Origin of the sequence: Actinoplanes sp. NBRC 101535 (assembly GCF_030269225.1) — a bacterium.
Taxonomy (GTDB): Bacteria; Actinomycetota; Actinomycetes; order Mycobacteriales; family Micromonosporaceae; genus Actinoplanes; species Actinoplanes rectilineatus.
The window spans coordinates 729,116-740,159 of record NZ_BSSY01000002.1; the positions used below are offsets into that span (position 1 = coordinate 729,116).

Below are 11,044 nucleotides of genomic sequence, written 5' to 3' on the forward strand. Positions count from 1 at the left end.
TACGGCAAGACGCCCGGGGTTCGCCAACCGTCCGGTGTGGAGACTAGCCGTATCGGTGGTTGCCATCACCCGGAAGGTTGAATGAGTGCACCACGTTGGGGGTCCTCAACTCGCGCATCGCGGGCGAATCCGGCGCGCGTCGAGACTGTGACCTTCATCTCTGTAACCGTCAGTGATCATGGTTGCTACAGCCAACCGCCCTTTCGCAGCTTCCAGTACAGGAATCCACCGATCAGCAGCATCGCCAGGACGGACCCCGGGAAACCGTACGGCGAGGCGAGTCCCGGGAAATGCTCGAAATTCATCCCGAACACCCCGGCGATCACGGTCGGCACCGCGGCGATGGCGGCCCATGCGGCGATCTTGCGCATGTCGTGGTTCTGGTCGACCGACACCTGGGTCAGCCGGGCCTGCAGGATCGAGTTCACCAGGTCGTCGAAACCGGCCACCCGGTCCACCGCCCGTGCGAGCCGGCCCCGCACGTCCACCAGGTAGGGGAGCAGCCCTGCGGGCAGCGCCGGGTCCTCCAGCAGCCGGGACAGCGGATCGGCGAGCGGCAGCACCGCCCGCTTGAACTCCACCATCTCCCGCTTCAGCTGGTAGAGGTGGGCGAAGTCGGACGTGCGGACGGCCGCGAAGGTCTCCTCCTCGATCCGGTCCAGGTCGCTCTCCACGTGCTCGGCGACCTCCAGGTAGCTGTCCACCATCCGGCTGCCCACCGCGTACGCGACCGACCACGGCCCCTGGGACAGCACCTCCGGACGGGACTCCAGCTCGGTGCGGACCGCCCGCAGCGCGCCCACCGGACCGTGCCGCACGGTGATCGCGAACCACGGGCCGATCAGCACCGTCACGTCCCCGGTCTCCACCACCTCGGACGTCGCGGTGAGCCGGTCGTGCTCGACGTAGCGCGCGGTCCGCAGCACCAGCCGGGTCACCTCGCCGACCTTCTCCACCCCGGGCCGGTGCCCGCCGGCCACCGCCTGTTCGACGAGTAGCTCGTGCAGGCCGAACACCTCGGCCACCGCGTCCATCGCCGCCCGGTCCGGCTCGTGCAGGCCCAGCCAGACGAACGCGCCCCGCCGGCGCCGGGCGATCCGGGCCGCCTCCCGGAAGGGCGGCGCGCCGGGCCGGCGCCCGCCCGCCTGGTAGATCGCGCAGTCCACCACCGCGTCCGCACGGGTGCCGTGCGGGGCCGGTGCCGCGATCACCGGCCGGGTGAGTCCTTCGAGTAATCGGCGTGCCGTCGGCACGATGAGGATCCGCCGCATCGGGAGAAGGTAGCGGTCGGGTTCCGGCCGTAATCCGCGGGATCCTTGCGGGCATGGCGAACACCAGTGCCCGGATGCTGAGGCTGCTGTCCCTGCTGCAGACCCACCGTTACTGGCCCGGCGCGGAGTTGGCCGGCCGTCTCGAGGTCAGCCCCCGCACCCTGCGCCGTGACGTGGACCGGCTCCGTGACCTGGGCTATCCGGTCGATGCCAGCCGTGGTGTGGCCGGTGGCTACCAGCTGCAGGCGGGGGCGGCGGTGCCGCCTCTGCTGCTCGACGACGAGGAGGCGGTCGCCATCGTGGTCGGACTGCGCAGTGCCGCCGCCGGTTCGGTGGCGGGGTTCGAGGAGACCTCGGTCCGTGCCCTCGCCAAGGTGATCCAGCTGCTGCCGCCCCGGTTGCGCCGCCGGGTCGACGCGGTCCGGGCGGTGACCGCGCCGGCGGTCCCCGGTGACGGCCCGATCCTGGATCCGGGGGTGCTGACCACGATCGCGCTGGCGTGCCGGGGCGAGGAGCGTCTGCGGTTCACGCACACCGCCTCCGGTGGGGAGCCGATGCGCCGGTACGTGGAGCCGCACCGTCTGGTGTCGCTGGGGCGCCGGTGGTACCTGGTGGCCTGGGACCTGGACCGCGGCGACTGGCGCAATTTCCGGCTGGACCGGCTGACGGATCCGGAGCCGGCCGGGGCGCGGTTCCGTCCGCGGGAGCTGCCGGGCGGCGACCCGGTGGCCTGGATTCGCGAGCGGCTGGCCACCCTCCCGAACCGGTACGACGTCTCCGTCGTGGTGGCGGCGCCGGCCGAACGGGTACGCGCCGTGATGGGCGACTGGACGAAGGTGGAACCGCTGACGGACCGGGCGCGGTGCCGGATCCGGATGAGCGTCGACGATCTGGGGTGGCCGGTGATGGTGCTCGGGGTGCTGGGCGCACCGTTCACGGTGGAGTCGCCGCCCGAGTTGCGTGAGCACGTCGGCAGGGTGGCCGAGACCCTGCTGCGGGGCGCCCGGCCGCCGGGCCGACACGCGGCGGGATGACCGGCCTCGGGGCATCGGATGGGGAGGGGACTCCGATGCCCCAGGCCTGCTCGCCGACGAGGCCGCCGGGCCGGTCGCGTGCCCGGCGGGTCCCGCCGTCCGGGCACGGCCGAGCAGCGCCTCGCTGTCGAGCGTGGACGGACCGGTGCCCCCGTGGCGCCGGTCCGCAGGAGAGAAAGTAGCGCCCGGGTGCGACAATTCCGCGTAAAGTTATGACTCCACGCTTATATAAATCTCAAGTCATTTCGGCGAGAGCCGGCGGAGCAACAGGACCGACCAGACGTCCTCGGCCTCGCTGGAGCCCGCGGCCCGGCGGCGGCCGATCGGCGTGAATCCCCGTGCCTGGTAGAACGGGATGGCCTTGGTGTTGCCGGCCAGGGCGGCGGCGCCGATGGCGGTCGCGCCCCGGTTGCGCAACTGGCCGGTCACCCGGTCCAGCAGGAGGGTGCCCAGACCCCGGCCGAGGTCCTCGGGGTCCAGGTAGAGCACGTGCAGCTCACCCAGGACCTCCGATGGGGAGGTGGGGAAGGCCGACGCGGGGACCAGGCCGCCGGCGGCGAACCCCCGGACCCGGCCGGACTCCTCGACGACCTGATATCCCAGCCAGCCCGGCGGTTGCGCGGCGATCGACTTGGCCACCCGGGCGGGGGTGTAGTGCTCGGCGAGCATCCGGCGCCAGTACGACTCGGGGGCGACGCCGTCGTAGGTAGCGACGTAGGCCCGCAGGCAGATGTCGTGGATGTCCGCGACGTCGCCGTCGTGCGCGGCCCGGACCGATGCCATCGCGCCGGGCCTCAGGCGCCCAACTCGCGACGCCGGATGTGGTCGTCGTGCCAGTCCGAGCCCACCAGGAAACGCTTCGTCCCGACGATCGCGAAGTCGTGCTTGGTGTAGAACCTCGCCGCCCGCTCGTTCTGCTGGTTGACGCCCAGCCAGCAGGACCGCGCGCCGATCTTGGACGCCACGTCGAGTGTCTCGGCCATCAGCACGCTCGCCGCGCCGCTGCCGTGCGACTCCTCGGCGACGTAGAACTTGCTCAGCTCGACGCTGGTCGCCTCGTCGATCACCGCGGTGACGTCCGGATCGGCGATCGGGCCGAGGACCAGCATGGAGTAACCGACCACCTGATCGCTGTCGGACACCAGCAGGATGATCCGGTTCGGGTCGGCGAGGTAGTGGGCGAAGTTGTCCGCGGACAGGTGCGCCGCGAGGAATTCGTCGATGTCACTCTGCGCGGTGCCGGGGGGACATGCCAGACCGAACGTTCGTGCCGCCAGGTCGCGCAACAGCTGGTCATCGCCGATGACGCCGTGACGCGTGGTGATCGTCATGGCAAAACAGTTTAGAGTCCTGGGAGTGCCTCTTCCGACGAAGCAGCTAGGCGATGTGATCCCGGTCCCGGCCGTGGTGCGGCCGGTCACCACCACGACATTCACCATCGTTTCGAGTACGAGGGTGAGCACGGTCCCCGAGGCCGAGGCGGTCGCCGGCCGTCTCGCCGCCGGCCTGAGCACGGCGACCGGACTGCCGGTCACCACCGGTGACGGCGGATCGATCCGGTTGTCACTGGATCCGGGTCTGGGCGCCGAGGCGTACCGGCTGGAGATCACGGCCGGCGCGGTGACCCTGACCGGTGGCAGCCCGCAGGGGCTGTTCTGGGGCGTCCAGACGGTCCTCCAGCTGGAGAGCGGTGGCGTACTCCCGGGTGGCGTGATCGAGGACCGTCCCCGGTTCCCGTACCGCGGGGCGATGCTCGACCTGGCCCGGCACTTCTTCACCGTCGACGAGATCAAGGCGCACATCGACCAGCTCGTCCCGTTCAAGATCAATCACCTCCACCTGCACCTGACCGACGACCAGGGCTGGCGGCTGGAGATCCCGGGGCGGCCCCGTCTGACCGAGATCGGCGGCGGACCGGGCACCGGCGTCGACGGCGCCGGACCGGGCTTCCTGACCACCGCGGCGTACGCGGAGGTCGTCGCGTACGCCGCCGACCGGTTCGTCGGAATCGTCCCGGAGATCGACATGCCGGGCCACGTCAACGCCGCCCAGGTGGCCTACCCGGAACTCACCGCGGACGGGCAGCCGGTCGCGCCGCGCACCGACACGGCGGTCGGATACAGCTCGCTGCCGGCCGGCCCGGAGACGACATACGCCTTCGTCGAGGACGTCATCCGCACGGTCGCCGACCTGACCCCGGGGCCGTACCTGCACATCGGCGGCGACGAGTGCCACTCCACACCGGCCGCCGACTACCGCGCCTTCCTCGAACGGGTCCTGCCGATACCGGCGAAGTACGGCAAAACCGTCATCGGCTGGCACGAGATCGCCGCCGTGGACCTGCCGGACCACGTGGTCGTCCAGTACTGGCGGCCGGAGGCGGACGACGCGGGCACGGCCCGGGCCGCCGCCGAGGGCCGGCGCGTCATCATGTCCCCGGCCGACCGGGTCTACCTGGACATGAAGTACGACGCGGACACCCCGCTCGGCCTGGACTGGGCCGGACTGATCGGGGTCGAGCGGGCGTACGACTGGGACCCGGCCGACCGCCTGCCCGGCGTGGGCGAGGAGTCGCTGCTCGGGGTCGAGGCGCCGCTCTGGTCGGAGACGCTGCGCAGCGTGGACGACGTCCACCGGATGACGTTCCCCCGGCTGCCCGCGGTCGCCGAGGTGGCCTGGTCGCCGCGGGCCGCCCGGGACTGGCCGTCGTTCCGGGAACGGCTCGCGGCGTACGGTCCGCGCTGGGACGCGGCCGGGGTGGACTACTACCGGTCGCCGGAGATCGACTGGCGCTGACGGGCGGCGTGGTCCCGGGCCGGCGCCCAGTCCGGGAAGACCATCTGGATACGGTCGCGCGGCCGGGCCGGGATCCGGCTGAGATCGATGTCGGTGTTCTGCGGCGGCAGGTAGTGGTCGAGCCGGGCCAGCCGCGGCAGCAGGGTCTCCAGCAGGGCGATGGTGATCTGCTCGCCGGGGCAGCGGTGCCCGGTCCGCGGATCACCGCCGCCCTGCGGGATCAGGTCGAACTCGCCGAGCACCCGGCCGGCGAAACGCTCCGGCCGGAACAGGTAGGGGTCCTCCCACAGCTCCGGGTCGTGGTTCTGGCCGTAGACGTCGAGCAGCACCAGCGTCCCGGCGGCGATCGGCTCACCGCGGAAGTACAGGTCACGGGTGGCGCGCCCACCGAGGAACGGCGCGAACGGGTAGAACCGGCGCACCTCGTGCACGAACGCCCGGATGTGCTCCTCGTCGCCGGCCCGCAACGGTTCCAGATGCCGCGGCCAGCGGTCGAGAGCATGCGCGGCGAACGTGACGAACCAGGTCACCGCCGCGGTCGGCCGGATGATGTTGAGCAGTTCCACCGCCGCGGTCCGCGGATCCAGCAGTTCGCCGTCGTCGGTGTGGTGCGCGATCACCGACAACGGGTCCGAGGTCGGGGGCGCGGAGCGTACCCCCGCAATGATCTTTGAAAAGCGGTGCTCCTGCCGCCGCCGCGCGATCATGGCCCGCGCGGCACGCGGACCCACCGTGGCGAAACCGTCCACCATCGCGATCAGATCGGAGGCCAGGACGGCACGCTCACGCTCCTTCTGGGGTACGCCGACCCAGCGCGACACGGCCGTCGTCAGGACACCGGCCGTCGCGTCGAAGAGCCGGACCGGCGTCTCGCCCCGCCATCGCGGCGCCGCCTCGTCGAAAGCCGTACCGGCCAGCCCGGCCAGCCGCTCGATCCCATCGCCGAGCAGCAGCGACGTGAACAGCGCCTTCCGGTGCCGGTGCGCCTCGTCGTCCAGGGTGTGCACGGCACCCCGGCCGAAGAGCGTGCGGACCACGAGCCCGGGCAGCGCCGAGTGCCGCTCCAGATTGCCGTGGCCGTAGAAGAACCGCGCCGCGGAGGGTCCGCAGATCACCACGGCGGGCTGCCCCATGACGCGGATCCGCACCGGCTCGCCGGGCGAGCGGCGGCGCAGATCGGGCAGCCAGGCGTAGCCCTTGAGAGCGAGCGCGAGAGTCTGATCCAGGTCGGCCATATCGCTCGTATTTCCTGCTGCGCGGACGCGAAACGCGCCGGGCAGACCGGGCACCTACCCTGGGGGCCCGGTTCGAAGGAGGAGAGCGGCTTGAGCAACGACGCACGGGCGGCGGCCAGGTCGGCTGCCGCGCTGGCCGGATTCCTGGTGGTCGCGGGGCTGCAACTCGCCCTGGTGCTGCTCGCCCTCTGGATCGTGTTGAAGCTGCTGCCGAGCACGTTCGCGCTGCGTGCCGGCGTGCCGCTGAGCATCGCCACGTTCGGCGCACTGGCGTACGCGACCTGGCGTGCCGTGCACACCCGGATGCGGGTGCCGGCCGGTGCGGTGGTGCCCCGGGACCGCGCGCCGCAGCTGTGGGAACTGATCGACGGCGCGGCGAAGGCGGCGGGTGTGCCGGCTCCCGACGGGGTGACCGTGGTGGCCGACGCGACCCTGGTGCTCGGCGAACGCGCCCGTGCCCTGGGACTCGTCGGCGGGCGGCGCGACCTCTACCTCGGTCTGCCCCTGCTGCAGGCGTGGGAACCGGCGACGCTGCGGGCCGCCGTGGCGCACGAACTGGCGCACGGGTCGCCGAAGCTCGGACGGTGGGCGCCGCTGGCGTACCGGGGGCGGATCGTGGTGGGCCGGAAGGTGCCGCGGATCTCCCGGCGCAATCCGGCGGGGGTGGTGCTCCGGGCGTACGCGGGGTTCTACCGGCGGGTGGACGCTCCGTTCAGCCGGGCCCAGGAGCTGGCGGCGGACCGGATCGCCGCCGCGCACGCCGGGACGGAGGCGGCGGTCACCGCGATCCGGGACCTGCCGGCGCTGGCCGGGATGCAGCGGTTGTTCCACGCCGAGTACCTCGGGCCGGGCTGGCAGGCGGGTTACGTGCCGGACGACGTCTTCGGCGGGTTGCTGCGGGTGCTGGCGGCCCGGACCGGCGAGATGGAGATGCTGCGGACGCAGCAGCCGGAGGCGAACGGGGCGTGGGACACGCATCCGTCGATGGCCGAGCGTCTGGCGGCGTTGACGGCTCCCGCCCCGGAGCCGTCGGGCGCTGTCTCCGATCCTTCCTCTCCTCCCTCCGCCCCCTCTCCCGCTCCCTCTGCCTCCTCGGAATCCGCTTCCTCGGAATCCGCACCGGAGAGCTCGGCATCGACATCGGACGAGACGGCCGAACCGGCCGGGGACCTGGTGCCGGACCTACCCGCGCTCGGCCGCGCCCTGCAGGCCGTGGCGTTCCCGCCGCGCGGGCGTACCGTCGTCAGTTGGGACGAATGCCTCAGCGTGGCGCGCACCACCGAGATGGAGCGGGAGGCCGACGCCGCGCTCGCCACCATCTCCCGGGCCGCGGGCACGACGGTCACCGACGCCGCGAGCGTCCTCGAACTGGCGGCCGACGGGCGGCTGCGCACCGCCGCCGAATCGATCTTCCCGGAGGAGCCGGCCGAGCAGACCACCGAACGGATCGTGGAACTGCTCGGGCTGATGTTCGCGCTGGCCGCCCTGCGCAGTGGTGTGGTCCGGTGGCGGCACAGCTGGACGGGTGCCGCCGAGGTGGTCGGGGTGCAGGGCGCCTACCTGAACCTCGCCGAGTTGTCCCAGGCGGCCGCGGTGCCGGAGATGGTCGGGTCGGTGCGGGAGTACTTCGCGCAGATCGGGGTCGACCTGGCCGCCCCGGCGGGTGCCACGGCCGCCGCCCGGGCGCAGGTGCTCGGCGGTCTGGTCGGGTTGTCGGCGGACGGGGAGCGGACCGATCTGCTGATCACCGACCGTGGTCTGTTCCTGGTGCCGGGGCTGCCGCGTGGCCGGGTGATCGAGGCGAAGAAACGGCTCACCCGGATCGCGTCGGACGGGGTGCCGTCGTCGCCCGGGGTTCCGGCGCCCACCGAGCCGAAGGCCGGGAAGGAGTCGGACCCGAAGGCCGGGGTGACGGACCCGAAGACCGAGGTGACGGACGGGCCCAAGGATGTGCCGAAGGACGAGCCGAAGCCCGAACGCCACGGAGACGGCCGATTCGTGCCGTTCGCCGACGTGGCCGGGGTGACCACCCTGCCCGGACGGCGCAAGGGCTGGGTGATCGGACTGCGGGACGGCGGGAGCATGACCCTGAAACCGGCTCTCGACGCGGACGAGTTGCCGGGCGGGTGGGCCGCGTGGGACGACACGGTCGCCTATCTGACCGGATCGCGCTGAATCGGGTGCCCTGATCGGGGGCGCCGGTGAACCCGCCCGGGGACCGGTTTCGTACACCGGAGTGAGCCGAGTCGTGTCTGCGACGCAGGAGTAACTCTTACGTCACTTTGGGTCACAATAACCTCGGCGATTGTTCGCTTCGGCATTGCCCGGAATGGGTAGCACGGTCCCGGGTGAGGCGCGACGATCGTCTCGACGTCCGGGGAGGCGCTCATGGAGCGAGGGCCGTTGCTCGCGTTCGGGACCATCGTGGCGATCGGAATCGGTCCGGCTCTCTGGCTGGGCGCCCAGTTGGGCACCGTGACCATCGCGCCGGATCAACGTCCCAACACGGTCGGCGAACAACTGCAGGACAACGACAGGGACTTCGGCGGGGTCGGGGCCGGGGAGACCGCCGACTCGATCGACGCCGTCACGGACCACACCGCCCGCCCGTCATCGGCGACACCGCGGGCGCGGGCGACGACGCCGCCCCCGGCCCGGCCGTCCGCCTCGCCGACGGTGTCGGTGTCGGTGTCGATCACCCGGAGCCCGTCGGTGTCGCCACCGGTCTCCGTCTCGGCGTCGGTCCCGCCGTCGAGCAGCCCACCACCCGCACCACCGGAGCCGTCGGCGTCGTCCGGCCCGGTCTCCACCGGGCCCACCTCGGCGGAGCCGGCCTTCTCGGCGGAGCCGGCACCCGACGTCCAGGAGTCATGAAAAAGGAGCCCCGAACTCGGAGCTCCTTTTTTCGGCTTCCGTGCCGTCGATCCTCCGTCGGCCGGGGATCGGTGGCGGTCCTCAGAGACCCAGCAGGCGGTCCAGGATGTCGCGGTAGCTGCGCAGCTCGACCCGCAGACCCTCGGTGTCGTCCTCGCCCTTGACGACCGCGCCGCGGTGCTCCTTGAGCGCGGTGGTGAGCTTGTCGACGGCCTCGTCCACCAGGGTGGCGGCGTCCGAGGTGGCGGCCTTGGGGTCGTCGACGAACCGCAGCTGCACGTCACGCCAGCGCTCGCGCAGGGCCTGGGTGTCCGACTCGGGGAAGAAGGGCGCCGGACCGGAGATCGTGGTCTCCTTCGGGGTCTCCGCAACCGGGGTCTCCTCGACCGGCGTCACCGGCGTCACCACGGCCGGGGTGGTGTCGACCGGCGCGGGGTCCTCGACGCGGTCCTTCGGGGTGTCGTGGTCGTCGAGCGGCAGGTCCACCGGCTCGTCGTCCCGCTTCGCCTCGTCGGCGTCCTTGACCGTGGAGTCCTTGACCGTGGAGTCCTTGACGCCGGCGTCCGTGACGCCGGCCTCGTCGGGGTGGGTGACCGTCGGGCCGGCCCACGAGGTCCCGGCGCCGGTGTCGTCGGCGTCGTTCTCCTGGCGGTGGCGGCCGTCGTTCAGCGGAGCGGTCTTGTCCACGTCCGCGTCCGCGTCGGTCCGGTCGGTGTCGAGCCGGTCCGTGACGGTCCGGTCGGTGTCGAGCCGGTCGCTGTCGTTGCCGGTGTCGAGCCGGTCGCTGTCGAGCCGGTCCGTGTCGCTCCGGCCGGTGTCGTTGATCGCGACGGTCGGGTCCTGCGAGCCGGCCCGGTCCTGCGCCGCGCCGCTGCTGAAGGCGACGGTCCGGTCGTCCTGCTCGTCCTTGACGGCGTTGTCCGCCGGGCCGTGCTGCCACGGGGAGCCGGCGCGCTGCTGCGGAACCGTCGACGGCTCGGTGCGCAACGGCTCCGTGCGATCGTCGTCGGTGCGCTGGTCGGTGTCGTTGTCCTTGGCCTCGTTCGAGAAGAAGCGCATCGTGGGGCTCCTCAGCGGCTGGTGGCGTCGGGCCGCGGGCGGGCGACGCCGGATTCGGTGGAGGTGTTCTCAGTGTCGTGCACGACGCGCGTGGTCGCACCGGTTCCGGGCGTGTCCTCTGTGGCCGGTCGCGGCGCCGGGGTGGTGGACCGCACCGGTTCCTCGCCGAGCAGGTCGGCGAAGAGCGAGCGGTAGTGGACCAGCGCCTGGCGCAGGTCCTCGGTCTCGGTCTCGTCGTTCTTGCTGCGCGCGGTGATCTCGTGCGCGGCGCGGTAGTGCTCCAGGGTGGCGGCGTGCTCGACGGAGAGGTCGGCGAGGCGCTCGTCGTAGTCGCCGGTCGGGTACCCGCGCTCGGCGATCAGCCGGGTGACCAGCTCGTCGGCGGTCTCGGCGGCTTCCTTCGGGTCGTCGACGAAGCGGATCTGCACTTCTTCCCAGGCGGCCGAGTACTTCGCGCGGGACTCCGCGGAGAGCGGCGTGAGCTCGAGCTGCGCGTGCCGCTTGGTGCGTTCGAGCAGTTCGCGCTCGGCCTCCGTGCGGTTGCCGGTGTCGGCGACCACGCGGTCGTACTCCGGGCCGAAGGTCTGCTGGAGCCGGCGTCGCCGCGTGGCCCGGACACCGAGGACGATCGCGGCCAGCACCAGGAGAACGACGATGATCAGGACGATGGTGGCGGTGGCGGACATCTGGTCCCTCCTTCTTCGTAAGGAGGTATTCCCACCCGCACCCACTCACCAATCCCTATCGACGAAACCCGTCAGAAGTCGGGCGGGTA

Annotated in this window: 10 protein-coding genes; 3 read left to right on the forward strand and 7 right to left on the reverse strand. The window is 72.1% G+C overall.

Features of this window, described 5'->3' with window-relative positions:
• Nucleotides 1-185 precede the first annotated feature (185 nt).
• Nucleotides 186-1,271, reverse strand: a complete 1,086-nt coding sequence (locus QSK32_RS08400; protein ID WP_045742327.1) for a magnesium and cobalt transport protein CorA — start codon at nucleotides 1,269-1,271, stop codon at nucleotides 186-188.
• Between the two features lie 53 nt (nucleotides 1,272-1,324).
• On the opposite strand from QSK32_RS08400, the gene QSK32_RS08405 reads away from it, so the two are divergent.
• Entirely contained in the window at nucleotides 1,325-2,305 is a 981-nt protein-coding gene (locus QSK32_RS08405) for a helix-turn-helix transcriptional regulator (protein WP_285471581.1), read from the forward strand.
• A 240-nt stretch (nucleotides 2,306-2,545) separates the two neighbouring features.
• On the opposite strand, the gene QSK32_RS08410 is transcribed toward QSK32_RS08405, so the two are convergent.
• Both QSK32_RS08410 and QSK32_RS08415 read right to left on the reverse strand, forming a co-directional pair.
• Nucleotides 2,546-3,088, reverse strand: a complete 543-nt coding sequence (locus tag QSK32_RS08410; RefSeq protein ID WP_052720457.1) for a GNAT family N-acetyltransferase — start codon at nucleotides 3,086-3,088, stop codon at nucleotides 2,546-2,548.
• Nucleotides 3,089-3,099: 11 nt separating this feature from the next.
• Nucleotides 3,100-3,636, reverse strand: coding sequence for a GNAT family N-acetyltransferase (locus QSK32_RS08415; protein WP_045742329.1), 537 nt, complete (start codon nucleotides 3,634-3,636; stop codon nucleotides 3,100-3,102).
• Between QSK32_RS08415 and QSK32_RS08420 the strand changes: the two genes are divergently transcribed.
• Nucleotides 3,635-5,101: a beta-N-acetylhexosaminidase gene (locus tag QSK32_RS08420; RefSeq protein ID WP_285471582.1), complete on the forward strand. Its 1,467-nt coding sequence runs from the start codon at nucleotides 3,635-3,637 to the stop codon at nucleotides 5,099-5,101. The genes QSK32_RS08415 and QSK32_RS08420 overlap by 2 nt on opposite strands.
• On the opposite strand, the gene QSK32_RS08425 is transcribed toward QSK32_RS08420, so the two are convergent.
• Nucleotides 5,071-6,336 (reverse strand): cytochrome P450, encoded by a 1,266-nt coding sequence (locus QSK32_RS08425; protein ID WP_285471583.1) that lies wholly within the window; start codon nucleotides 6,334-6,336, stop codon nucleotides 5,071-5,073. The two genes, QSK32_RS08420 and QSK32_RS08425, sit on opposite strands and share 31 nt — an antisense overlap.
• Before the next feature lie 90 nt (nucleotides 6,337-6,426).
• On the opposite strand from QSK32_RS08425, the gene QSK32_RS08430 reads away from it, so the two are divergent.
• Entirely contained in the window at nucleotides 6,427-8,511 is a 2,085-nt protein-coding gene (locus tag QSK32_RS08430; RefSeq protein WP_285471584.1) for a M48 family metallopeptidase, read from the forward strand.
• A gap of 317 nt (nucleotides 8,512-8,828) precedes the next feature.
• On the opposite strand, the gene QSK32_RS08435 is transcribed toward QSK32_RS08430, so the two are convergent.
• The 3 genes from QSK32_RS08435 to QSK32_RS08445 all read right to left on the reverse strand — a co-directional run bounded on the left by QSK32_RS08435 (nucleotide 8,829) and on the right by QSK32_RS08445 (nucleotide 10,955).
• Nucleotides 8,829-9,146, reverse strand: coding sequence for a hypothetical protein (locus QSK32_RS08435; protein WP_285471585.1), 318 nt, complete (start codon nucleotides 9,144-9,146; stop codon nucleotides 8,829-8,831).
• Nucleotides 9,147-9,291: 145 nt separating this feature from the next.
• On the reverse strand, nucleotides 9,292-10,269 hold the full coding sequence (locus QSK32_RS08440; RefSeq protein WP_285471586.1) for a hypothetical protein: 978 nt from the start codon (nucleotides 10,267-10,269) through the stop codon (nucleotides 9,292-9,294).
• A gap of 11 nt (nucleotides 10,270-10,280) precedes the next feature.
• Complete coding sequence (locus tag QSK32_RS08445) at nucleotides 10,281-10,955, reverse strand: hypothetical protein (protein WP_045742333.1); 675 nt, start codon at nucleotides 10,953-10,955, stop codon at nucleotides 10,281-10,283.
• Nucleotides 10,956-11,044: the final 89 nt, after the last annotated feature.

What these genes read in the sequence shown, in the direction of transcription:
- QSK32_RS08400 (WP_045742327.1), bottom strand. Translation starts at nt 1,271, where the DNA reads ATGCGGCGGATCCTCATCGTGCCGACGGCACGCCGATTACTCGAAGGA.
- QSK32_RS08405 (WP_285471581.1), top strand. Translation starts at nt 1,325, where the DNA reads ATGGCGAACACCAGTGCCCGGATGCTGAGGCTGCTGTCCCTGCTGCAG.
- QSK32_RS08410 (WP_052720457.1), bottom strand. Translation starts at nt 3,088, where the DNA reads ATGGCATCGGTCCGGGCCGCGCACGACGGCGACGTCGCGGACATCCAC.
- QSK32_RS08420 (WP_285471582.1), top strand. Translation starts at nt 3,635, where the DNA reads ATGGCAAAACAGTTTAGAGTCCTGGGAGTGCCTCTTCCGACGAAGCAG.
- QSK32_RS08415 (WP_045742329.1), bottom strand. Translation starts at nt 3,636, where the DNA reads ATGACGATCACCACGCGTCACGGCGTCATCGGCGATGACCAGCTGTTG.
- QSK32_RS08425 (WP_285471583.1), bottom strand. Translation starts at nt 6,336, where the DNA reads ATGGCCGACCTGGATCAGACTCTCGCGCTCGCTCTCAAGGGCTACGCC.
- QSK32_RS08440 (WP_285471586.1), bottom strand. Translation starts at nt 10,269, where the DNA reads ATGCGCTTCTTCTCGAACGAGGCCAAGGACAACGACACCGACCAGCGC.
- QSK32_RS08445 (WP_045742333.1), bottom strand. Translation starts at nt 10,955, where the DNA reads ATGTCCGCCACCGCCACCATCGTCCTGATCATCGTCGTTCTCCTGGTG.